A 22864-nucleotide genomic window follows, 5' to 3' on the forward strand; every position below is an offset into this window, starting at 1 on the left:
GTAAAAATGAATTTGGATAATCAAATCGCCATTATAACAGGCGGTGCGTCCGGAATGGGCAAAGCTTGTGGTCAATTATTAAGTTTTCGTGGTGTTAGAGTTGTCATTTGGGATAAGCAAATGAATGGCACAGAAAATGAATATGCGGCGTTGTCAGTGGTATGCGACGTGAGTTCAGCTGAAGACGTTGAGCATGCGATAAAAAAGACGGTAGCAGAAGTCGGGGTACCTAGCATCTGTATTAATTGTGCTGGTATTGCTCCTGCCAAGCGCATGGTAGGGAAAGAAGGTGCTATGCCTTTATCAGCATTCAAACAGGTAATTGATATTAATCTGATTGGTACGTTTAATGTCATGCGTGTCGTTGCTGAAGCGATGAGTCAAGCAGAGCTTGATGCTTCCTCTCAGGAAAGAGGGGTTATTATTAATACAGCGTCTATTGCTGCATTTGAAGGACAAATTGGTCAGATGGCTTATAGTGCCTCAAAGGGAGGTGTCGTTGCCATGACGTTACCAGCGGCACGTGAGTTAGCGCAGTTTGCTATTAGAGTGAATACGATTGCACCAGGTCTTATTGCGACCCCACTATTGTTAAATATGCCACAAGACGTGCAGGACAGTTTGGCAGCGACAGTGACATTTCCGAAACGACTCGGTAAACCAGAAGAGTTTGCAGCACTGGCTCTTCATATTATTGAAAACCCAATGATCAATGGCGAAGTCATTCGACTGGATGGGGCGTTGCGCATGCAAGCGCGTTAAGAGAGGCATGACCAAGTTCTATGTGACTTGGTCATGAGTGACATTTTTTTATATTGATCTCCCAAGCGTTACTTCCTTTTCTTGTTCTTCTTCTTGTTCTTCTTTCAGTTCAGCGACTTTTTTGTCAATCTGCGTGACAATTGGTTTGCTTAACTCAGGTGGTAATTCAGAGAACAATGCTGAGAATTGATGAAGCATGTCCTTAATGTTCAACGATTCAAGTGCACGTGACATCTGTTCCAATCCTTTGACCACTTGATTCAATTCGTTGATAGCATCATCCATTTTGTCGATAGCATCTATCCCTTCATCAAGTTGTTTAAAGTCTTGTGTGAAACCGAAGCGCTTCTCAAGTTCGTTAATTTCGACTAGTAGTGCGGCTTCTTCTCGATGTAATTTTTTCTGACGCCTGCTTACTTTGCCGTTTAAATGAACTGGGACCATTTGCTTTTGTATAGTTAGCAGCTGAATTTTCTTATTGACTAATAATAAACTGCCCTCTAAATGTTTCAAAGTACATGCTTTCACAAAATCGTACTCGTCATCTAACTTAATGTTCCACTTGACTAATAATTTATCCAAATTATCAAGACTATCGGTTATATTTGTCGAATTCCGTTTGATATGTCCTTTATTAACAAGCTTTAGAAGTTCTCTACTTGCTTCTTGCAACAGTTTACTAGCAGCTCGAAGTTCTAGATCTTTACGAAGTTTATCAGCCAACTTACCAAGGTGTTTTTCCTCAAAAAAGGTAAATTTTCTTTGTAATATTTTTGCGCTCGCCGATTGCATTTCTGGTGCGAGCAGGATTTCAATTTGCGTATTGTAATAATCTAACGCTTCTTGGAAACCCTTTTGTGCCGCCTGACTTACTTTTTCCCGCTTTAGGTAGTCAGTAACGAAAGCACGTAACTGCTTATAAAAGATGACTGAATCAATCGTTTTCTCCCTATTGGCTAAAAGAGCTCCTCGAAAGGGATGATTGTCATTTGTCATGATTTCATAAGCCAAAGGTAAGCCATTACTCGAATCAACAAAAAGCGAGGCCCCATGTTTAATGAGAATGGATAGACAATCAGTCATGGGGGAGCTGTCGCTATGACAACTCATGCATGCATGAACAGCGGATGAGTAGGCTTTCTCTTTGACATGAACCTCTTGGCTATTGATATTAAAATCACCGTGGGTTAAAACAAAATCGAGTAATTCAGGGTTTCTTGTTTGTAAAGCCCAATTAAGATGTTTTTCCTTCAGTAAATAGTGAAACGAGGTGAGTTGACTTGCTAACGCAAATTCTTTTTTGACCAAGAGTGTTGGGAGTAATTTTTCTCCCAATCGATATATATTTAGGCGCAGATTCTCAAGGTTTTGCAGATTGGTGACGGTTGCATCTTTTTCACTTAGAAGTAATGAAAACTCATAGGTTCGTGCCAACAGATCCTCCAGATCTTTAGCCTGGATTTCAGCGTCCGCACTTTTAATGGCATCAAAGCGCGCAACCAATTGCTTAAATTTTTTGTCAAATTCGGAGACAGCAGTGCTGTCGGCATTGGATTGATTGCTTTGTGTTTTTTTCACTGAGGGAGCTGGAGTTGTCGTTGCTTCCTCTAGTTCTTTCTTGCCAAAATCAGGCTTTATGGCAATAGCATCTTCGATAGATTCTTCTTGTGCTAGGTTTGCTATAAGCGTTTTTTGTGACCTAGAGAGAAAATGATGAATCTTATTATAAGTAGAGTGCCTGACTAATGGGATTAGAGTTTGCAACACGCTGCAGGTTTCCTCTAATTTTTGCAAATATAAGAAATAATTCTCTTTGGATGTCTCAAATAGTTCTGCTAACTCTTGTTCAAGTTGAGCGTAGCGGGTTTCTAAATCGTTAACGATCGTTGCTTGTTTTTTTCTTAATTCGTTTATAACCGGTTCCGTATTTTGCAGTGCTAGTCCGATAAATGATTCTTCAAGTTCTTTGGATTCAATGACCTCAAAACTATTTTCTGTCTGAATAGCAAAGGCCGCATTTCTGGTGAGTTCATCAAATGCATTAAAATAAACATGAAGGCGATAAGTTGATCCTTTGCCATCATCAAAATAAGCGGTGTAATGATATTGGCTCAACTGAGGGTTGCTTCTGACTTCGGTTTCATAAATGCTAATATGGTGATTTAGCAAGGTATAGTTATTTAATACAATAGGTGTTTTCTGATTTAATTCAAGACGATAATAGTGGTGCTGCTGCTTATCTTTGGCCAGTTCAAGGTATTTAACGTGGGTGATGGAAGGGACATATTGCTGGATAAAATTATAAAGCGTATTTTTAGACATTGTTTACCTTGATGGATTGAAAACTGTTCACAAAGTATATCGATAATGTTACATGTGTAAATAATAATATGCTTCTGACAAGATATTTATTTTTGATTATTAGGGATTGTTGACAAGTGCTCCACAATACCGACGTGCCGTGGCTTGTCCACGGTATCCATGGATCCTGCGAACAAGTCGCGGGACGTAGGCTCTGAGATGAAATCTCAATAGAACCTGATCAAACGTGCTGACAACATCTTAGATATTTTGTATATCAAGAAGCATTTTTGCGGCTATTTGATGACTTAGGATCTGATAACGTCCGCTAGATAATTCTTCTTTTAGAAATTGGACTCTCGCAACGTTGACTTCAGGTGCACTGAGGATGAAATCTTTTAAATAAACGAGTTCTTCAGGAAGAGTAGGTGTATGGACTTGTGGCTCTTTCGCAATTGATTGATCTTGCTGAAGCCGATTGTCTGAATCTGGGATCTTGAACGTCTTGGAATCATCAATCGGTTTAACCATAACATTGCTCTCAATTGCGTTCATAATTACTATCGGCTCCTTTTGATGAAATCTTTAGATGGTTCTGTTTGATTTTTAACCTATACCATAGTTTAAAATTGAAGTCACCATTTCTAAATGGCAAAGTTAAAAATTAAATCAACTGGATTTGTCTGGCGCTCGAATTAAACTTAAAAATAAGAATTTTTTAGAAAGAAACTCCCAATAGAGTCTGTTCTTTTACCTTAATTTCTCTTTCCTCATTGGCACTAAAAAATATTATTTTTGAATGATGTTTCTCTACGGTACTGCGATGGGCAATACTGACAATAGTTGTACTTTTTAATTCTTTTATAGCCCGATAGACATGCTCTTCGCTTTCTTCATCCAGAGAAGAAGTAGCCTCATCTAAGAAGAGCCAATCTGGTTTTTTCAATAGAACTCTTGCAAAAGATATTCTTTGCTGCTGACCAGCGGACATCTCTTTTGACCAAGGGCGCTTCTCGTCCAGTCTTGGGATAAAATCGTCCATTCCTCCTACAGCTCGTAATGCAGCAATATATTCTTCTTCAGTATAGGTATCAACACACTCTGGGTAAGCTAAAACCGCTTTTAAAATGTCATAAGGTAAAGTTGGTTTTTGCGGTAGGAAATAGAAAGACTTACCTGCAGGAATAGAAATTTTTCCATCGCCATATTTCCAAGTGCCTGATATTGACCTAAAAAGAGAGCTTTTACCTAGACCAGACCGACCTTTAATTAAGATATGCTCACCAGGTATTAGTTTAAGATTGAGATTGCGCAAAATGTACTGTGTACTTGAGGCTTGTGGCTGAGCAATATTTAATCTCTTTATATTGAGTGACTCTTTATTTCTTACTTTTCTTGCAATCAATTTCTCGTTCGTCTCTAGACCGTTTTTTTCGAAGGTTTTTTGTAATTCAATAATGCGATTGATACTTGCTTTATAAATCGATAAATTTTCATAGCTGTCAGCAAACCAGTTTAATGACAAGCTGACTTGGGTAAAGGACATCCCAATTTGCATGAGCTGGCCAATCTCAATAAGTCCAGCAAAGTAAAGGGGAGCAGCCAGTAAAGTGGGTAAAATCCCAGATATTTGGAAATAGAAATTTTGAAAGGCAATTAATTTTGTTCGAGTATTGAGTTTTCGATTCGTGGTATTTTTAATGTCTTGAATTTTATTCTCTATCGTGGTCTTGTAATAATTTTCGGCATGTTCTTCGGCAATATTTTCAGCATCCTCATTCAGTTGAACCAATTCCTGTCTAAGATCAGCTTCTGCACGCTCAACGTTTTGATTGGCTTTTGGAAGTGATTTCCCTATTAGGTGAGTCACTGCGGTGACTGCTATGGCAGCAATTAGAGCCACCCAAACGAGATAACCGGGTATAACAATATTAAGACCTAACAATGTAAACGCTAATGGACCGCCAATTACCCATAGGGTTCCTACAAACGTTCCCAAGCTAAGAACCGAATTAAAAAAATCGGCGCTTAAGTTAAGCGTTGACTCTACAAAAGTTTTCACATCTTCTTGAATTCGCTGCGAAATATTGTCAATTTCAGAAGAGAATCGTTTTAATTCCAGGTAATTATTTTCGCTTTCAAATAGCTCCCCAATAATTTTTTTTGTCAGCCAATTACGCCAAAGTATGGATAATTTTCCAATGAAATAGTGTTTTAGAACAAAAACGCCTACATGAGCTCCAAGAATCAAGGCAAATTGCCCCATGCTAATTAGGAAAGGAGTTAATTCCTTAGCTGTCAAAACTGTCCAATATCCAGCTGACCACCAAGCAAAGGTAGCCATTAAGGTTACAAGACCGATAACACAAAGAGCGGCTCCGATAAGGAGCAACCAGGCAACTAATTTTTGATCAGAATACAAGAAATATTCTTTGATTAAATTAAAGATTTTTTGCCGAGACGTTGTTGATAATTCAGAATTTTTCATGAAATGTATGTCTGTCTTACGAGCAGGCGGTCTAAGTTAATTGCTTTTTTGCAGTATGTCAAATAGTTGACCTGTTAGATAAAATTTGCATAGGTTTGGTTGGTGAGATAGGCGCTTTGATGTTGTGCTCATCGATTGCAATCAGCTACAACTGACCCTAACATACCTCCCTAGTTATTCTCACCGTGAAAAGTTTTGAACCAATTTGGAGAAAGTATGTATTGGAATTGTAAAATGATTCTAATTCTTGGATGGCTTATGGCATCCTTCTGTTATTCTGCCAGCCATCACCCTCAGGATTTTCTCAAACAGATACAGGGAACGCCAAATGAGGGTGAACAGATAGTGCAGCATTTTTGTGCCAATTGCCATGCTCTAAAACCATTGATAGATGTTGGAGCGCCACGCATTGGCGAAAAAGAAGATTGGCAAGTTAGACTACAGAAAGGAATAGGTGACATATTGCAACATACTTTGGAAGGTATAAATGCCATGCCGCCCAGAGGTGGTTGCTTTGAGTGTACTGATCAACAGCTGGTTTTAGCCATTGTTGCTATGCTCCCAGAAGAGTTTCGCGCAAGCTTTTTACTTGCCCTAAAAGACCATAAAAAATACAATTAGTTAAAATTTTATTAAAAAAGACTAAATTTATTCAAAAACCTCCCGATAACATAAAAAAAAGAGGGAGGGTTAACCAATGAAAAAACAACTTATCATTGGGCCACTATGTCTGCTAACGATGGCTTGCGGACCTGTAGGCAGATCGGTACCTATCATAGATGATAATGGTAATACACATTACACAGTGCATGTGGATTCAGATAAGAAAGGTAGGAATCATTTCCCCGAAACCCGGCCTGCAACAGGTAGAAAAGTCTTTATATTTGATCCTAGGGCAACAGCATGGGCAGCTTATGATGCGCAAGGTAATCTCATTAAAACGGGTAGTGCTTCTGGTGGTAAGGACTTTTGTGAGGATATAGGCAGAGGCTGTCGTACTGTTACTGGTACATTTAGAGTATACTCCAAGAAAGGAGAGGATTGCACGTCCAGTATCTATCCCATTGAGACTGGTGGTGGAGCGAGAATGCCTTATTGTATGCATTTCAATGGCGGCTATTCAATCCACGCTGCATATGAGGTACCTAACTGGAATGCAAGTCATGGCTGTATAAGAGTTTTTCCTAGCGCTGCTAAATGGTTGCATTCCGACTTCATGGATGTTGGTACTACTGTTATTGTCAAACCTTATTAATAGCATGAGGCAACCCGTTTCTTACGGGTTGCCTCGTCATCTTTCAGCTTAATCATAAACGTCATCTGCTGGTTTGACCGGATAACATTTTGATTTAATTGCTTAATATCGTTAGAATTCTAAATTTTCGCATCAACTAAAAGGAATTTATCATATGTTGCAAGCTTGCACATTAGCATGTGGCTTGATCATTTCAGTGTTTAGCTTTTCAAGTCATGCCACTTCGACAGACGTGCTGGCAGTGGTTGAGGAAAATGCTGATCGTGTTAGCTTTTATGATCCCAATGACAACTCATTAAGTAGTCTTAAACTGGGGTTTCTGCCTCATGAAATTGCTATTACCAAGGATGGCAAAACAGCTTATATTAGTAATTTTGGGATTAGAGATTACGATAGCGGCTCCGGGACACCAGGCGCGAGTATCTCAGTCATTGATATCCCAAATCATCTAGAGAAATATCGCTTATACACGTTTGATCCTGAGGATTCTCAAGATTATTCACAAATTGACAGTGCACCTCATGGCGTAAAATTACGACCTCCCTTTGAAAAAGAATTATATGTTAATGTCGAAAAAGGCAATAAGATATTGGTTTATGATGTAGACAACCGCTCAATCATAAAAAAAATCAACGTTAGCCCCAACACCCACAATATCTTTTTTTCACCAGATGGTAAGGTATTATGGTTAATGGCCGGACGAGATGGTGTTATTCGCTTGGATCCAGATTCAGGACAAATAACTGGAACATTTACCTTACCTACCCCTGTACGTGGGCTAAAATACACTCCGGATAATCGCTATCTCATGGTTTCTGCAGTGAATCAGATTGTTTTTATTGATCCAGAAACACTAACCTTGCGGAAACAATTTACAAATTTAGGGGTAGGTCCCATTCTTTATTCTGAAATTACTCCTGATCAAAAATACATTTTGGCACCAGCAGCTTTTGATCACCAAGTGGTTGTGATCGATGTAGGATCAGGCAAAGTAGTTAAACGATTAATAACAGGATTGAATCCCATTAATGTTTTGGTTAGTCCAGACGCGCAGTTTGCTTATGTTTCTAATGCAACAGATAAACACTTAACCAAGGTGGATTTAAAAACATTTGAATTTGTTTCTATTCCCAGTCACGCTGGACCAAATGGACTTGGTTTCGTACCACAATTTGTTTACCAACCACGGAAGAAATTACTTTTAGGTGCTCTTTTACCGTTTACTGGCTCTGAGGATGCTAAAGGGCGTGAAATGATGAGAGGATATGAGTATTGGAAATTGAAAATAACTCAAGCCAGGGGCCTTTTAATAGGTAAGCAGGCTTATGATGTTGATATCGTTTATTTGGACACGGAATCGAAACTTGACAATGTAGAAAAGTTAACCCTGGAGCTTTTAAATCAATATAAAGTGCAAGCTCTACTCTCAACCTATGGTCCGGATGCTTATGCTATAGAAAAAGACATGGCTGAAAAAAGTAAATTATTGGTTACGCCATTCTTAAGCCATGAAGATTCCTGGGTTCCTGATAATCTAGCACGCGGATGGGATTATTTTGTAACTACCCAATTCTACGCAGACAGTTACTATCAGCAATATAATTTTAAATCAACATCCTATTCCGCCTCGGCGACCGCCTTAGGACTTTTATTGCAAAACGCCTTACAAACCGCAGGTACACTAGACTATAAAACAGTTTCCTCTGTGCTAAGCAACAATAATTTTCACCTATTTTATTCTTTTTCAAGGACGCACGTATGAATCCTTTATTAAAAAATTTAATTGTAGGTATTGGATTAATCTTTTCTATATCCTTGGCCTTTGCAGAAGAAAAGGAATATGTATTCGACCCCAAAGATCCACATCATAGTCTTTATGTTCCAGAAGGCAAGCAAAAATTTCCCGCCATCTTGTTGTTACATGCAAGTACAGGCATTGAGAAGGTAAATTACGATTGGGCTAGTCGGCTAAAAGAGCGGGGTTATGTTGTCTATATAATTGATAGTTTTAAACCGAGAGGGTATGAGAATCGACAGTCTGTAGGGTGGGAAAAAGCCACCCAGGCTCAGCTTGATGACGTGGCTCCCGCGTACAATTATTTAAGTCAACTTCCTTTTGTGGATCCTACAAAAATTGGCGTGCTTGGGTTTTCTATGGGAGGTTTTGATGTGTTAAAAATCATGGAATCGGTTCGAGACAATCCTCAACCCTACCAGAAGCTAGCCTTCAAAGCAGCCGCTTCTTTTTATGGTGTTTGTCATAGACTGGATGAGAATACAAAGTTAAGAGGGACAATCAAAATATTTATTGGCGCTGAAGATGATAGAGCAACAACGCAAGATTGTGTAAATTTAGTCCACAGGAGTGAAGACGTGGTTTTTATTAAAGTTTATGATGGTGCTTTGCATGGCTTTGATAATTTTGAGTTTCCTCCCTCAAAGGAGGTTATTGATGAAAAAGGCGAGCAGTACCATATCGGTTTTAATGCAACTGCAAGAGAGCAAGCGCTGAACGATTTGCCAACTTTTTTTGATAGCCTTCTTAAAATTCCATAGATCAAAATAAAATTCACCCGCGAAGGCGGGAATCCATCTATATCCAAACGTTGTGCTTAATTTATAAAATGGATTCCCGCCTTCGCGGGAATGACGACGTGTTATAAGGAAGCGGATGAATCATTGATTAAGAAACTGTTTTAGCAAGCGATTGATTTCCTCTGGACTTGCTCGTCCTTTCGTTTCCTTCATGATTTGCCCAACAAAAAAAGCGAATAATTTTTCTTTTCCGGCGCGATAGTCTACTACTTGTTGTGGATAAGTATCTATCATTTTCCGAACTAACTCCTCGAGCGTTTTGTTATCACTTAATTGTTCATAGCCTTCCTGCTTGATGAGTTTTTCAATATCGGTTTCACCTTCCCATAATTTACCAAAAAGTTCTTTAGCTATCTTGGTCGAGAGGGTTTGGTTCGTTACGTGATCGAGGAGTTTAGCCAGGGTGGTTGCTAAAATAGGTGGATTTTCAAAACTGAGGTTTTTTTCATTCAGAGCAGCAGCATAGGTTCCTTTGAGCCAATTGACAATGGTTTTCTCATTGGCATGACTTTGCTTTCTAACAGCACAAAAAAAATGGTAAGTGGCTGGTGAAGATAGCAGAAAGTTAATATCTTCATTATTGAATGCAGGATTACTATTGAGCTCTCGTTTGATCTGCTCAGGTAAAGGGGGCATCGCTTTTTTTAATTGGTCTAGGTCTTCTTCTTTAATTTGAATGGGCAAAAGATCAGGATCAGGAAAATAGCGATAATCGTTTTCATTTTCTTTTGTTCTTAAAGGTTGTGTGGTATTTGTATCTGGAGAGTAAAGGCGAGTTTCTTGTTGGATGATTTGGCCACTTTCCAATAGATCTTGATGACGAGCTTGTTCGTAGAGAATTGCTTTTTCTATGAAACGAAAGGAATTAAGATTCTTAAGTTCTGTTCTTACGCCAAGTTTGTTCGAACCTTTAGGCTTTAGAGAGAGATTAACATCACAGCGAAAAGAACCCTCCTGCATATTACCATCACAAATTCCTAAAAAACGAACCAGTTGGTGTAAATGTTTAAGATAAGCAATGGCTTCTTCTGCAGAAAAAAGGCAGGGTGCAGTCACAATCTCAAGTAATGGCGTTCCTGCACGGTTCAGATCGATACCACTATAGGTCGGATGTGCTTCGTGCAAGGATTTACCTGCGTCTTCTTCTAAATGTGCTCTCACAATAGTGACTTTTTTTTCTGTACCATCACTTAGCTCAATAGCCAAGTATCCGTGGCTCACAATGGGAGCTTGAAATTGGCTTATTTGGTAGCCTTTAGGTAGATCTGGATAAAAGTAATTTTTACGTTCAAAGTAAGAATTATTGTTAATTTCTGCGTTGATAGCCAAGCCAAACAGGATAGCCATGGAAACGGCTTCTTTGTTAAGAACGGGTAGAACGCCAGGCAAACCTGCATCAATAAAGCTTGTTTGCGAGTTCGGTTGCGCGCCAAATTTCGTTGCGGTAGCCGAAAATAATTTTGAATTTGTCTTCAATTGAGCATGTACTTCAAGCCCAATTACGGTATCCCATGCCATAAAATCACCCTTTGTAGGTTGGTCTGGCTTGGTGCCAGTTTGTACATTGTTGGTAGTGGTACGCCATATTTAAAAGTTGTGCTTCCTGGAAACTATTGCCAATCAATTGCATTCCTATAGGTAACCCTTGACTGAAACCGGCTGGAATCGAGAGGGCGGGTAATCCCGCTAAATTAGCACTTACTGTAAAAACGTCAGCTAAATAGTTCTGTATAGGATCATTAATTTTCTCACCTATTTTAAAAGCACAAGTCGGTGTAGTTGGTCCCAGGATGAAATCTGCTTCGCGCAAAATAGTTTGCAGTTCCATTTGAATTAACCGTCTAATTTTCAATGCTTGTAAATAATAGGCATCAAAATAACCAGCAGATAGAACATGTGTGCCCGTAAGAATACGACGCTTGACTTCGGCACCAAATCCTTCATTACGTGAATTGATAATCAATTCTCGTAAGCTGTTGCCTTTATCGCTACGATAGCCAAAACGAATGCCATCATAACGTGCTAAATTAGAGGAAGCTTCTGCACAAGCAATCACATAATAACAAGGGACCCATAGAGGTTGTAAAGGCAGGTCTACTTCGATAATTTTAGCGCCCTCTTGTTGGAAAATTTTCACAGCGTTGGCTATTGCTTCTTGGATATCAGCGTCAACTTCTTTTTGAAAAAAACAGGAGGGGAGAGCAATACGTACTTCTGCAATTGGTTTGGATAAATTTTTCGAGTAGTCAGGCACAATCCGATTCACAGAGGTTGAATCTTTAGGATCGAAGCCCGTCATCGCTTGTAGGATGAGTGCAAGATCTTCAACATTACGAGCAATTGGTCCTGCTTGATCAAGGCTTGAGGCGAATGCAACCATGCCAAATCTAGAAACCAAGCCATATGTAGGTTTAATTCCTGAAACTCCGCAAAAAGCTGATGGTTGTCTAATTGATCCCCCAGTGTCTGAGCCTGTGGCATAGGGTACAAGGCCTGCCGCTACTGCGGCAGCGGAACCTCCAGATGAACCGCCAGGAACGCAATCAGTATTCCAAGGGTTTTTGACAGGGCCGAAATAACTATGTTCATTGGATGAACCCATAGCAAACTCATCCATATTTGTTTTGCCAATTAAAACGGCTCCTTCTTGCTCAAGCTTGCTCACAATAGTTGCAGGATAGGGCGATTGATAATTGGCTAACATTTTTGACCCGCATGTTGTATACATTGTTTGCGTACAAAAAATATCTTTGTGAGCCATTGGTATTCCGGTGAGAGGCTTGGCTTGTCCTTGTTGGATGCATTTGTCAGCGATAGCCGCAGATGCTAAAGCATTTTCCTCATTGATGCTGATAAAAGCATTAAGTGACCGATGTTGTTCTATTCGAGTTAGAAAGTGTTTGGTTAACTCAACGCTTGAGAATTCACGACGCTGTAAAGCGTGGGCTAATTCTTTTAAAGAATACTTGTGCATAATAATTATTGTCCTACATCGAGTACTTTAGGGACCAAATACAAATGATCTTCAAAAGAAGGTGCTATTTTGGCTAACTCCTCGCTACAATCGCTTTCTTTCACTTCATCGTCTCTCAGGCGTTGATGTAAATCCAGCGGATGGAAAAGTGGTGTTACTCCCGTTGTATCTATTTGTTTTAATTGGTCGACAAAATCCATGATTGCGCTGACATCTTCTGCCAATTTGCTACTATCAGTAGATTCGATATCCAAATAAGCCAGTTGCTCCATATTTTCTAATTCATTTCTCGTAATTGCCATTGAAATTCCAAAGCCATTAGGTGTTTGTTAGAGTACAATTTTTTATCCAAGGATAAAAGTGAAATGAGGTGCGCCCTCCGTGGATCCATTATAGCAGTTATTAGCCTTGCGGAGCCTCTGTTTTAAAGTAAAATGGATCACATGGATTTCTTAAGAGTATGATTGATGTTACGACAGATTCAAACGGCGGGTGGGATTCATATTGAATATGAACAACATGCGTTAGTCTATGATAGAGCAATAGAGCCTCTTCTAGAGCGACTTGATACCCAACGAGGTGCATTATTTGCATCCAGTTTTGAATTCCCCGGCCGCTATACTTGTTGGGATATTGGTTTCTATAACCCTCCCTTGGTTATCGTTTGTCAGGATAATGAAATTCAAATACAAGCTTTGAATAAACGAGGGGAAGTGTTACTGGCAATGATTTTTCCGATGCTGGCTGCTTGTGAGGATTTAGATATTGATGAGTCCTCGCCGCAGCTCTGTCGTATGAAGGTAAAAAAATCACACAAGATTTTTAGCGAAGAGGAACGCAGTCATCAACCCTCCGTTTTTACTGTCCTAAGAAAGCTTCTCGCTTTCTTTAAATCAGATGAGCCTTATCTTGGTTTGTATGGAGCTTTTGGGTACGACTTGATTTTTCAATTTGAAGAATTGGCGCAAGCCAAACAACGCTCGCCCGAACAGAGAGAAATGGTCCTCTATCTTCCTGATGAAATCTATGTTGTCAACCATCGTAAGGAAGAAGCCTTTATTCGACGTTATAATTTCCAATATCAAGGTAGGTCTACGCAAGCTTTGCCTCGAGAGGGGGAGTTTAAAGCTTATGAGCCCAAATACAAGCCAGAAAAAAATGGTGATCACGCCCCTGGCGAATATGCAAAATTAGTTGAACTCGCCAAAAAGCATTTTGCCCGTGGGGATCTTTTTGAGGTCGTTCCGAGTCAAACATTTTATACACATTGTCCGGAACAGCCCTCATCCATCTTTAGTCGTATGCGTCGTATTAATCCTTCTCCTTATGGTTTCTTTCTTAACTTAGGAGACAGTGAATATTTGGTGGGGGCGTCTCCAGAAATGTACGTGCGTGTTCAGGAAAAACGCGTGGAAACTTGTCCAATTTCTGGAACGATTAAACGAGGGGCTGATGCGATTGAGGACGCACAAAATATCCAGTTACTTTTAGAATCTGAGAAAGAGGCCTCTGAATTAACAATGTGTACGGATGTAGACCGTAATGATAAATCTCGGATTTGTGAGCCCGGAAGTGTACGAGTACTCGGCCGACGCCAAATTGAAATGTATTCTCGCTTGATTCATACCGTGGATCATGTGGAGGGGATGTTACGTGATGGATTTGATGCCGTGGATGCTTTTTTGACGCATATGTGGGTCGTTACTGTCACGGGGGCTCCAAAACTTTGGGCTATGAATTTCATTGAACAATACGAAAAATCACCCCGAAGATGGTACGCCGGTGCGGTAGGATGGTTTGGGTTTAACGGCAACTTGAATACTGGACTAGTGTTGAGAACCATGCGAATTCAGGAGGGAGTTGCTGAGATTCGAGTTGGTGCAACCTTGCTTTATGACTCTGAACCACAAGCGGAAGAGCAAGAAACTCGCTTAAAGGCTTCTGCTTTCCTGGAAATGTTACAAAAGCCTGAAATGAAACCCAAAACGATAGATTCTAAGGCGTTATCAGGTGTGGGTAAGAAAGTACTGTTGGTGGATCATCAGGATTCTTTTGTGCACACGTTGGCTAATTATATCCGGCAAACGGGTGCTCAAGTTACTACGGTTCGCAGTGAGCATGCTCTTAAGTTTCTGCAACAAGAGCAGTTCGACCTGGTTTTGCTATCTCCAGGTCCTGGGAGACCGGAGGATTTTAAATTACAGCAAACAATTGCAGCCATTCTTGACAAAGAGATCCCTTTATTTGGAGTTTGCTTGGGTTTGCAGGGCATCGTGGAGTATTTTGGAGGACGATTGGATGTGTTGGATTATCCCATGCATGGCAAGGCGTCTCAAATTAAGATAACGAATGGTGATGATCTTTTGAGTGGGCTTGGGGATTCCTTTATGGCTGGGCGCTATCACTCTCTTTATGCCCGCTTAGAAGATATGCCAAAAGAGCTAGCAGTAACCGCGATGACCGATGATGGCATTGTGATGGCAATCTCACATAAAACCTTACCCATTTATGCAGTGCAATTTCATCCGGAAACCATCTTGTCGATGCCGAATCAAGCTGGGTTTAAAATTATTAACAACCTAATGGGAATGATTGCCGCCAATGCGCGATAAAATCTTAATACTATATGCTATTGCCGTTGTTCTCGGTGTCCTGACAGGGATGGTGGGTTCATTTTTCCAGCTAGCGGTTGTCTATGGTATTCATTTTATAGAGCTTATTTTAAAAAAAGCTGCTAGTGTAGGCTTGTCAGCAACATTATTGTCCATGCTGATTTCAATGTGTTTGGTATTTATCTCGTGGCTTTTAGTGAGAGGTTTTGCTCCGGAGGCTGCAGGAAGTGGTGTACAAGAAATTGAAGGGACCTTGTTGCATGAGCGGCCTATTTTCTGGCGTAGATTATTGCCAGTAAAATTTATTGGCGGCGTGATGGCGATTTCAGCCAAACTGGTTCTGGGTCGGGAAGGACCTACGATACAGATGGGAGGTAACCTTGGTGAAATGCTAGGGGAATTATTGCGTTTATCACCACGGAGATGTAATACCTTGATTGCTGCAGGTAGCGCTGCAGGACTAGCTTCTGCCTTTAACGCCCCCTTGGCTGGGGTTCTTTTTGTTCTCGAAGAAATGCGAAGCCAGTTTGATTTTTCCTTTACCAATTTTAAGACCGTTGCCATCAGTTGTGTCATGGCAACCATTACTCTACATTTTATTATTGGGCCGCAGCCGGCTATACCCATGTCTGTCTATGCCTTACCCAGCTTAAAATCACTTTGGCTTTTTTTTATTTTTGGTATTGTCGTTGGTTTTGTAGGCCTTATTTTTAACAAGACACTGATGGCGACTTTAGCCTTAACTGATAAACTAACCGTGAAAATGCGTATTGCATACGTGTTATTGCTTGGTGCAGCAGTGGGCTATCTGGCCCAAAATTATCCTGAGGCTGTAGGAGGTGGGTATGAGATTATTGAGCAAGCATTAACACTGTCTCCCCCTTTTAGTGTGTTGTTGTTATTAATCGTGCTAAGGTTTCTAACGACAATGACGTCTTACTCTACGAGTGTTCCTGGTGGAATCTTTGCACCTATGCTGGCCTTGGGTACCTTGCTGGGTCTTGCTTGTGCATATATCTTTGCATACCTTCTTCAGGGATTTGTATATGATGAAAGCATTCATCCTGGCATGTTTGCGGTGGCAGGCATGGGCGCTTTATTCTCTGCTGCAGTGCGTGCTCCCATTACTGGCATCATTTTAGTTGTTGAGATGACTCAAAATTACTCTTTGATTTTACCATTGATGGTAACTTGTCTAACATCAACCACAATTGTGCAATTAGCTGGTAATGAGCCCATATATACACAATTATTAGAGCGAACACTAAGAAGAAGTCGAACAGATAAAACAAACTCTGTACAGAGCAAAAGGGATATCAGTTCAGAGACTTAAGCAAGCTGGCACCAATAACTGCATTTATTAATTTGGGACTACTTTCATATTAATCATCATAACCAATAAGATGGATATCAAGGCATTTTAATAGAGCAATCGCGTCAGGAAAGGAGAATCTGGCTTTGGTAATGTTGTTTTGCCGGATATCAATAATATAATTAATTGCATTTGTAAAATCTGCATGCAGCAGACTGGTTTTAATGAATAGACTACCGTGAAGATCACTTCCGACGAAGCTCGCATGATTCAAATTGCTATCTCTGAAATCCACTTCGTGAACTTTGCATTGTTCAATTACCAAATCAGCAAGGTCAAGGCTATAGAAGCTGCCGTGACTTAGATTGCAATTATAAAAATAAAGTGGACTGCTTAATTTGACTGATGGCCAATGAACCTGAGTCCAGTTAATACCGGCTAGATTACAATCTTTAAATGAACTTTCGGAGAATTTACAACCTTTGAATTTTACCAACGATAAATCGCAGTCTTCAAAATCACATTCAGTGAATTTACATTTGTTAAATTGGGTTTCATTAAATTTACACAGCTTAAATTGACAAGAGTGAAATTCGATCTCATCGATCACTGCAGAACTTGCTATCAATTTGTTAAAATTTTGTTGGAGATAATATTTTTCAGCAAAAACGGTCATTGACTTAATATTTCAAAAGTGATTTTTGGCCCTGGGATTATCAACCATATTACTAGCAAGTTAAAGCTAATAGAGCTTTTTAATCACCCGTAAAAATCTGTATGACATTTTATTGGTAGTTTGCATTATAGGTAACGGTTTATTTAGAGATTCCAAAGAGGTGATCGCTGTTAACCTATTCGCGGAAGACATAAAAGATTCAACCCGAAGAATGTCGGTATATTTAAGATAAATACATATAGTGTCTGTTGACATCTCAAGTCGGAATGCGTACAACAATTTTGCCAAAATGGTCACTGCTATACATGCGCGCATGAGCTTGCTCGATATCTTCAAGCGAAAATTCTGAATCGATAATTGGTGCTAAATCTTTATTCAATAAAACTGTTGCCCACTGCTTTTGCATCGATTGCCAAAGGCTAGCTTTTTCGGCAATGGATTGTGAACGGAGTACAAAGCCATTTATTTGCAATCGTTTTTGCATAATTAATAAAAGATTGGTTTCTGCTAAATGGCCTTGCATACAGGCGATTTGAGTCAATTTCCCCTGAGGTTTCAGAAGTTTTAAATGTTTAAGAAAATAGCTTCCCCCTATAAAATCAACAATAACATCTACGGATCGTTCGCCAAGTACCGTTTCAAAATCCTCTTTTTTGTAATTGATGACTAGGGTCGCGCCTAATTTTTTTGCTTTAGCTATCTTCTCATCGCCACTCGTAGTGGTAATAATTTGTGCACCTTGTAATTTAGCCATTTGAATGGCTAAGGAAGAGATCCCACTTCCAGCGGCATGAATCAACAATGTATGAGTCGATTTTAATTGCCCTAATAAGAATATTGCGGCGTGCGCGGTCATTAATGCCTCAGGGAGAGCGGCAGCATAAGTATAATCCCAACCAATAGGTATAGGTTCTGCCAGATGTTGATTCACGCAACAATATTCTGCATAACCGCCACCACCTACCAACCCATATATTCTGTCACCGGTTTTAAACCGAGTGACCGCCGAGCCAATGGCGATCACTTCTCCTGCCACTTCTAAACCAGGAATGATGGACTCACCTGGTGGCGGGGGGTACTTCCCTTGTCGCTGCAATAAATCGGCGCGATTTAAAGCAGTAGCTTTGACGCGAATTAAAACCTCTTCTTTCTTACAGGATGGAATTTCTTGCTCACTTAGCTGCAAACGACTCTGGGGACCTGGGTTATCAATTAAAATGCAACGCATGGGAATTCTTATAAAATGATTGGTTAATTAGTATCTTATGTGGTAACGAGGATGACAAGCTGCGGAGTATCAAAAATAAAGGTATACTGCCAATCAGGCAGGTTATTTGATCCGATGATGGCTAAATATACCCGACACAAAAAATTAGCATTGATTTTTATCTTCCCTCAATTATTAGTTACATTATTATTTTTTATTTGGCCTGCTCTGAGTGCTGTCGTACAGGCTTTTTTATTCAGTGATGCATTTGGCTTGCATAGTGAATTTGCAGGCATAACCAATTTTTTGGATTTGTTTAAAGATCCTAATTATGGAAGAGCTGTGGGTGTGACATTCATCATCGCTTCGTGCATAACCTTGCTAACCATGAGCTTAGGTTTATTGCTAGCGGTGCTTGTTCATGGCCGACGTAAAAGTCAGCAGTTTTATAAAACCTTATTTCTTTGGCCATATGCTGTTGCTCCTGCAGTAGCGGCCATCTTATGGCGTTTCTTATGGCAACCCACGTTAGGGTGGTTAGCTCAAGGATTGCAGCTGTTAGGGGTATCTTTTAATTATCTTACCAATCCCAAGCAAGCCTTGATTGTAGTAGTCATTACTGCGAGTTGGCAGCAGTTAAGCTATAACTTTCTTTTCTTCTTTGCGGCTCTTAAGGCCATTCCTAACACGTTAATTGAAGCAGCCATTATTGATGGTGCATCTAGATGGCAGCTTTTTTGGCAAATTATCTTTCCTTTGCTATCCCCAACGACCTTTTTCTTGTTAGTCATGAATTTGATCTATGGTTTCTTCGATACGTTTGGCATTATTGATATCATGACCAGCGGTGGTCCTAACAACAGCACTACCACGCTCATTTATAAAGTGTATAAAGATGGTTTTGTGGGGATGGATCCCGGGAGTGCTTCTGCGCAATCAGTCATGCTAATGCTCTTAGTCATCGGTCTTACGTTAATTCAATTTCGTTATCTAGAAAAAAAGGTTCATTACGAATGAAATTTTTGCCACGTTTAGTTAGTCATGGCTTATTATGTCTCTTTGTTGCATTATTATTCATGCCTCTTTATTTGGCATTGGTTGCGGCTAGCCATGATGGTATGGCGATGATGCAAGCGCCTCTGCCCATTTGGCCTGGGTTGGCTTTCTTTCATAATCTTAAAACCGTTCTAACTGAGGGATTAGTTGCAACCGGAGGGCAGCCTATCTGGCAAATGTTGGTTAACAGTTGTGTGATGGCTGTTTTAATTGCAGGGGGTAAAATTATTCTTGCTCTACTATCTGCGTTTGCCCTGGTGTATTTCGAATTTCCGCTGAAATCGTTTTTCTTTGCTTTAATTTTTGCCACCATGATGTTGCCTGTTGAAGTAAGGATCATCCCCACCTTCCAGGTGATTGCTTCCTTTGGCTGGCTAAATAGCTTTGCAGGCCTTAGTTTACCATTAATGGCATCTGCAACGGCTACTTTTTTGTTTCGGCAATTTTTCAAAACGGTACCCAAAGAATTGGTTGACGCGGCAACATTGGATGGTGCTGGACCTTTGCGTTTCTTCATAGATATTCTTTTACCTTTATCTAAAACTCAAATTGCCGCATTATTTATTATTCTGTTTGTGTACGGCTGGAATCAGTATCTTTGGCCCTTAGTCATAACGACAGACAGCAGTATGGCCACCATTGTTATGGGTATACGCTACTTAGCAGGAGTTGCTGATCAGATTCCGCAATGGCATTACATTATGACTATTGCGTTAATTGCTCTGATTCCTCCTTGTTTGGTCGTTCTAACGATGCAACGTTGGTTTGAAAAGGGGTTAATGCATTAATGAGTACGGTAAGCTTAGTTGATGTCAGTAAATTCTATGCACAACAACTTATCCTCGATAAAATCAACTTGGATATAGAAGGGGGTGAATTTGTTGCTGTAGTTGGTCCTTCTGGCTGCGGAAAATCAACTCTATTGCGACTGGTTGCAGGTTTGGATACCGTAAGTAGTGGTAGTATTTTGATTAATAATCAATGCGTTAATAAAATACCTCCTGCCAAGCGAGATATGGCAATGGTTTTCCAGAACTATGCTCTTTACCCCCATATGACTGCGTTTGAAAACATGGCCTACGGCTTAAAAATGCGCGGTATGAAGAAAATTTTTATCCAGCAAAAAGTAGCTGAAGTGGCGTCTCTATTACAAATATCTGATTATTTACATCGAAAGCCCCAGGCGCTTTCCGGAGGGCAGCGTCAGAGGGTGGCTATGGGGCGTGCCATTGTTCGCTCTCCAGCTGTATTTTTGTTCGATGAACCTCTTTCAAACTTGGATGCTAAATTGCGCGGTGAAATGCGTTATGAAATTAAAAAATTACATCAGCAATTAAACACAACATGTCTATACGTAACTCATGATCAGACTGAGGCAATGACTATGGCATCTAGAGTCTTGGTATTGAACAAGGGAAGGGTAGAGCAGATTGGTTCCCCGCAAATGCTTTATTCCCAACCAGCCTCACTTTTTGTTGCAGGTTTTACTGGTCATTATCCGATTAATTTTTTAGCGGCCAAAATTGATCTCAATGTTCAGAAGATTATTACGGATATAGGTGTTGAGTTGTCCTTGCCATTGCTAAAAAAGACCCTCTCTTGTGGTGCAGATGTGGTCATTGGCATTCGACCTGAGCACATAAATGTGGCTGATAAAGCGAAAGCGAAACAGGGGACTATTCTCGTTAAAATCGAATTTGTTGACGACATGGGGGCTGATAAACTGGTTAAAGGAGTAACACCCTGTGGCAAAGCTCGCTTTTCTGTTCGAGTACCAGCTGATCTGGAGATTATTGATGGTCAACTCGCCTTGGAACTTGTCGTAAATAAAGCTAATCTATTTGATAAAAACACTGGTTTACGTCTTGGAGGATGGGATGACTAAACAAGAAAAGGCTTTACGGAAAGTTGACGTCCCGCTGTATAATTATTTGCAGGCCTTGGTCTTGTCTTTCTTCAGCAATCGCTTGTATGTTGACGTAGGTAAAAGGTGGAAAGGCTTTGGTATTCTTTATTTATTGTTTGTTACCTGTTTACTTGCTATTCCGTTTGCAGTGCGTATCAACTTGGAATTCAACAATTTCTTTGAAGAACAAATTATAAACCCACTTAAACAAATCCCACCTCTTTATATTCAAAATGGAAAGGTTTCGTTGGATAAACCGATGCCTTATTTGATTAAAAATAAAAAGGGCGAAGTGGTAACGATAATTGATACAACGGGTGAAATTAATGCGATTGATGATCGCTATCCAGATTTGACCACCTTAATTACAAAAGATAAATTTTTTTATAGAGTGCCTCCACCACACTTCTTTTTTGCAAAGGGGGTGCAGCCAATAAAAAATCCTGTTTATTCGCAAACATTGAGCGAAAGTATCAACCAGGTTTTTGATGGAGAAGCCTGGATAAAATCTTCTGGCATAGAGCGTATCAAATGGTTATCACAGGTTATTGTCTATCCAACGATTGCCCTATTGTTTTTTGTCATATTCCTTATACTTTTTCTTGTCTTTGCGCTTATGGGGCAGTTTGTTGCGAAATTATTTTTTAATTTGACGATAAGCTATAAACAAACATGCCGACTTTTGATGGTTGCTGCAACACCACAAATCGTTGTTCTTCTGCTTGGCTTAACGTTTAATTTGCTTTTTCCGGGGTTTGGCTTGTTATTGCTCGTTTTGCTCTTTGGTTATTTTTGTTTTGCGGTGATTTCTTTAAAACGAGAAAGTCAAAAACTGGTGGTTTCGTGAGAGAATTAATTCATTTTGCTCATGGGAATGGCTTTCCTGCCCTTTGCTATTCGCAATTATTAAAGCAATTATCCATGAAATATGATTACTGCTACATTGATAGAATTGGTCACAATCCATTATTTCCTGTTACGGAAAATTGGCATCTTTTAGTAGAAGAGGTCTTGGCCAGTATAAAGGCACAGGCCAATCAACCTGTCATTGCAGTGGGACACTCTTTTGGCGGGGTTTTAAGTTTGATAGCTTCCATCGAACAACCCTCGCTGTTCAAAGCTGTGGTAATGATTGATTCACCCCTTCTTGGTCGTTTCAAGTCCAGTATGGTACGTCTTGCTAAGGCAACGGGTATCATTGATCGAGTCACACCTGCGTTTCGTACTCGAAGTAGACGGGATCATTGGCAAAATAAAGAACAGTTGGTTGATTACCTCAAAAAGCGTGATTTATTTAAAACATTCTCTCCAGAATGTTTACAAGATTATATCGATTATGGTCTAAAGAAGACAGACGATGGTTACGTTCTTCGCTTTGATCGTCATATTGAGTACTTGATCTTCCGCACAATACCGCATACCTTACACGAATATGAAGGAAGATCAACTGTGCCTGCAGCCCTCATTTATGGGGATAAAAGTACCGTGGTTGACAGATTGGATGTTCGGTACATGAAAAAGCATTACAATATCTTAAGTGTTAGAATGAATGGAACTCACATGCTTCCTCTGGAGTCACCTGTTCAAGTTGCGAGTCAAATTTTTGCCATGCTGGATGCTATACTGAAATGATGATAAGTCGCTTGGATTTCTTGCCAAAATCATTTCCTAGCATTCCAATAATGTCTTTTTAACCAGGATTATTTATTTACAGGAGAAA

Annotated in this window: 20 protein-coding genes; 12 read left to right on the forward strand and 8 right to left on the reverse strand. The window is 40.0% G+C overall.

The annotated features are described in order from the left end of the window. Positions 1-6 precede the first annotated feature (6 nt). Positions 7-762 carry an SDR family NAD(P)-dependent oxidoreductase gene (locus tag CKV79_RS06155; RefSeq protein WP_028373137.1) on the forward strand — a complete coding sequence of 252 codons (756 nt, stop codon included), beginning with the start codon at positions 7-9 and terminating at the stop codon, positions 760-762. 48 nt (positions 763-810) lie between these two features. On the opposite strand, the gene CKV79_RS06160 is transcribed toward CKV79_RS06155, so the two are convergent. The 3 genes from CKV79_RS06160 to CKV79_RS06170 all read right to left on the reverse strand — a co-directional run bounded on the left by CKV79_RS06160 (position 811) and on the right by CKV79_RS06170 (position 5551). Beyond that, positions 811-3084: a hypothetical protein gene (locus CKV79_RS06160; RefSeq protein ID WP_028373136.1), complete on the reverse strand. Its 2274-nt coding sequence runs from the start codon at positions 3082-3084 to the stop codon at positions 811-813. Positions 3085-3324: 240 nt separating this feature from the next. Next, on the reverse strand, positions 3325-3618 hold the full coding sequence (locus CKV79_RS06165) for a flagellar biosynthesis anti-sigma factor FlgM (protein WP_028373135.1): 294 nt from the start codon (positions 3616-3618) through the stop codon (positions 3325-3327). A gap of 163 nt (positions 3619-3781) precedes the next feature. Next, the gene (locus CKV79_RS06170; protein WP_028373134.1) at positions 3782-5551 is read right to left on the reverse strand and encodes an ABC transporter ATP-binding protein/permease; all 1770 of its coding nucleotides are present in this window, start codon (positions 5549-5551) and stop codon (positions 3782-3784) included. A 234-nt stretch (positions 5552-5785) separates the two neighbouring features. Between CKV79_RS06170 and CKV79_RS06175 the strand changes: the two genes are divergently transcribed. From CKV79_RS06175 to CKV79_RS06190, 4 genes are all read left to right on the forward strand, one after another. Further along, the gene (locus tag CKV79_RS06175) at positions 5786-6172 is read left to right on the forward strand and encodes a c-type cytochrome (protein ID WP_028373133.1); all 387 of its coding nucleotides are present in this window, start codon (positions 5786-5788) and stop codon (positions 6170-6172) included. Positions 6173-6248: 76 nt separating this feature from the next. Further along, positions 6249-6806 carry a L,D-transpeptidase gene (locus CKV79_RS06180; protein WP_028373132.1) on the forward strand — a complete coding sequence of 186 codons (558 nt, stop codon included), beginning with the start codon at positions 6249-6251 and terminating at the stop codon, positions 6804-6806. A 154-nt stretch (positions 6807-6960) separates the two neighbouring features. Continuing rightward, on the forward strand, positions 6961-8568 hold the full coding sequence (locus CKV79_RS06185) for an ABC transporter substrate-binding protein (RefSeq protein WP_028373131.1): 1608 nt from the start codon (positions 6961-6963) through the stop codon (positions 8566-8568). Beyond that, positions 8565-9362 carry a dienelactone hydrolase family protein gene (locus tag CKV79_RS06190; RefSeq protein WP_035915425.1) on the forward strand — a complete coding sequence of 266 codons (798 nt, stop codon included), beginning with the start codon at positions 8565-8567 and terminating at the stop codon, positions 9360-9362. The genes CKV79_RS06185 and CKV79_RS06190 overlap by 4 nt, the downstream gene beginning before the upstream one ends. A 120-nt stretch (positions 9363-9482) precedes the next feature. Here CKV79_RS06190 and gatB read toward each other — a convergent pair whose 3' ends face one another. The 3 genes from gatB to gatC are packed head-to-tail and all read right to left on the reverse strand — an operon-like array spanning position 9483 to position 12677. After that, the gene (gatB, locus tag CKV79_RS06195) at positions 9483-10919 is read right to left on the reverse strand and encodes an Asp-tRNA(Asn)/Glu-tRNA(Gln) amidotransferase subunit GatB (protein ID WP_028373129.1); all 1437 of its coding nucleotides are present in this window, start codon (positions 10917-10919) and stop codon (positions 9483-9485) included. A 4-nt stretch (positions 10920-10923) separates the two neighbouring features. After that, entirely contained in the window at positions 10924-12375 is a 1452-nt protein-coding gene (gatA, locus tag CKV79_RS06200; RefSeq protein WP_028373128.1) for an Asp-tRNA(Asn)/Glu-tRNA(Gln) amidotransferase subunit GatA, read from the reverse strand. 5 nt (positions 12376-12380) lie between these two features. Further along, the gene (gatC, locus tag CKV79_RS06205) at positions 12381-12677 is read right to left on the reverse strand and encodes an Asp-tRNA(Asn)/Glu-tRNA(Gln) amidotransferase subunit GatC (RefSeq protein ID WP_028373127.1); all 297 of its coding nucleotides are present in this window, start codon (positions 12675-12677) and stop codon (positions 12381-12383) included. Positions 12678-12842: 165 nt separating this feature from the next. On the opposite strand from gatC, the gene CKV79_RS06210 reads away from it, so the two are divergent. Further along, positions 12843-14987, forward strand: coding sequence for an anthranilate synthase component I (locus CKV79_RS06210; RefSeq protein ID WP_028373126.1), 2145 nt, complete (start codon positions 12843-12845; stop codon positions 14985-14987). After that, the gene (clcA, locus tag CKV79_RS06215; RefSeq protein WP_028373125.1) at positions 14977-16320 is read left to right on the forward strand and encodes a H(+)/Cl(-) exchange transporter ClcA; all 1344 of its coding nucleotides are present in this window, start codon (positions 14977-14979) and stop codon (positions 16318-16320) included. Before CKV79_RS06210 ends, clcA begins: the two co-directional genes overlap by 11 nt. A gap of 49 nt (positions 16321-16369) precedes the next feature. Here clcA and CKV79_RS06220 read toward each other — a convergent pair whose 3' ends face one another. Both CKV79_RS06220 and CKV79_RS06225 read right to left on the reverse strand, forming a co-directional pair. After that, positions 16370-16975, reverse strand: a complete 606-nt coding sequence (locus CKV79_RS06220; protein ID WP_028373124.1) for a pentapeptide repeat-containing protein — start codon at positions 16973-16975, stop codon at positions 16370-16372. Between the two features lie 256 nt (positions 16976-17231). Next, entirely contained in the window at positions 17232-18203 is a 972-nt protein-coding gene (locus CKV79_RS06225; RefSeq protein WP_028373123.1) for an NAD(P)H-quinone oxidoreductase, read from the reverse strand. Between the two features lie 117 nt (positions 18204-18320). On the opposite strand from CKV79_RS06225, the gene CKV79_RS06230 reads away from it, so the two are divergent. From CKV79_RS06230 to CKV79_RS06250, 5 genes are read left to right on the forward strand one after another with little or no spacing between them, the layout of a single operon-like run. Further along, positions 18321-19199: an ABC transporter permease subunit gene (locus tag CKV79_RS06230; protein ID WP_028373122.1), complete on the forward strand. Its 879-nt coding sequence runs from the start codon at positions 18321-18323 to the stop codon at positions 19197-19199. Further along, entirely contained in the window at positions 19196-20026 is an 831-nt protein-coding gene (gene ugpE, locus CKV79_RS06235; RefSeq protein WP_028373121.1) for a sn-glycerol-3-phosphate ABC transporter permease UgpE, read from the forward strand. Before CKV79_RS06230 ends, ugpE begins: the two co-directional genes overlap by 4 nt. Next, positions 20026-21123 (forward strand): ABC transporter ATP-binding protein, encoded by a 1098-nt coding sequence (locus CKV79_RS06240; RefSeq protein WP_028373120.1) that lies wholly within the window; start codon positions 20026-20028, stop codon positions 21121-21123. Before ugpE ends, CKV79_RS06240 begins: the two co-directional genes overlap by 1 nt. Beyond that, positions 21116-21991, forward strand: a complete 876-nt coding sequence (locus tag CKV79_RS06245) for a DUF1189 family protein (RefSeq protein WP_028373119.1) — start codon at positions 21116-21118, stop codon at positions 21989-21991. Before CKV79_RS06240 ends, CKV79_RS06245 begins: the two co-directional genes overlap by 8 nt. Further along, positions 21988-22776, forward strand: a complete 789-nt coding sequence (locus tag CKV79_RS06250; RefSeq protein WP_028373118.1) for an alpha/beta fold hydrolase — start codon at positions 21988-21990, stop codon at positions 22774-22776. Before CKV79_RS06245 ends, CKV79_RS06250 begins: the two co-directional genes overlap by 4 nt. Positions 22777-22864: the final 88 nt, after the last annotated feature.

It is taken from the genome of Legionella lansingensis, assembly GCF_900187355.1.
GTDB lineage: Bacteria > Pseudomonadota > Gammaproteobacteria > Legionellales > Legionellaceae > Tatlockia > Tatlockia lansingensis.

Excerpts from the sequence above, each read along its gene's own strand:
- CKV79_RS06185 (WP_028373131.1), top strand. The coding sequence starts at position 6,961 with ATGTTGCAAGCTTGCACATTAGCATGTGGCTTGATCATTTCAGTGTTT.
- CKV79_RS06180 (WP_028373132.1), top strand. The coding sequence starts at position 6,249 with ATGAAAAAACAACTTATCATTGGGCCACTATGTCTGCTAACGATGGCT.
- CKV79_RS06155 (WP_028373137.1), top strand. The coding sequence starts at position 7 with ATGAATTTGGATAATCAAATCGCCATTATAACAGGCGGTGCGTCCGGA.
- CKV79_RS06225 (WP_028373123.1), bottom strand. The coding sequence starts at position 18,203 with ATGCGTTGCATTTTAATTGATAACCCAGGTCCCCAGAGTCGTTTGCAG.
- CKV79_RS06245 (WP_028373119.1), top strand. The coding sequence starts at position 21,116 with ATGACTAAACAAGAAAAGGCTTTACGGAAAGTTGACGTCCCGCTGTAT.
- gatC (WP_028373127.1), bottom strand. The coding sequence starts at position 12,677 with ATGGCAATTACGAGAAATGAATTAGAAAATATGGAGCAACTGGCTTAT.
- CKV79_RS06160 (WP_028373136.1), bottom strand. The coding sequence starts at position 3,084 with ATGTCTAAAAATACGCTTTATAATTTTATCCAGCAATATGTCCCTTCC.
- CKV79_RS06190 (WP_035915425.1), top strand. The coding sequence starts at position 8,565 with ATGAATCCTTTATTAAAAAATTTAATTGTAGGTATTGGATTAATCTTT.
- clcA (WP_028373125.1), top strand. The coding sequence starts at position 14,977 with ATGCGCGATAAAATCTTAATACTATATGCTATTGCCGTTGTTCTCGGT.
- CKV79_RS06220 (WP_028373124.1), bottom strand. The coding sequence starts at position 16,975 with ATGACCGTTTTTGCTGAAAAATATTATCTCCAACAAAATTTTAACAAA.
- CKV79_RS06210 (WP_028373126.1), top strand. The coding sequence starts at position 12,843 with ATGTTACGACAGATTCAAACGGCGGGTGGGATTCATATTGAATATGAA.
- gatB (WP_028373129.1), bottom strand. The coding sequence starts at position 10,919 with ATGGCATGGGATACCGTAATTGGGCTTGAAGTACATGCTCAATTGAAG.
- CKV79_RS06240 (WP_028373120.1), top strand. The coding sequence starts at position 20,026 with ATGAGTACGGTAAGCTTAGTTGATGTCAGTAAATTCTATGCACAACAA.
- ugpE (WP_028373121.1), top strand. The coding sequence starts at position 19,196 with ATGAAATTTTTGCCACGTTTAGTTAGTCATGGCTTATTATGTCTCTTT.
- CKV79_RS06170 (WP_028373134.1), bottom strand. The coding sequence starts at position 5,551 with ATGAAAAATTCTGAATTATCAACAACGTCTCGGCAAAAAATCTTTAAT.
- CKV79_RS06230 (WP_028373122.1), top strand. The coding sequence starts at position 18,321 with ATGGCTAAATATACCCGACACAAAAAATTAGCATTGATTTTTATCTTC.
- gatA (WP_028373128.1), bottom strand. The coding sequence starts at position 12,375 with ATGCACAAGTATTCTTTAAAAGAATTAGCCCACGCTTTACAGCGTCGT.
- CKV79_RS06175 (WP_028373133.1), top strand. The coding sequence starts at position 5,786 with ATGATTCTAATTCTTGGATGGCTTATGGCATCCTTCTGTTATTCTGCC.
- CKV79_RS06165 (WP_028373135.1), bottom strand. The coding sequence starts at position 3,618 with ATGAACGCAATTGAGAGCAATGTTATGGTTAAACCGATTGATGATTCC.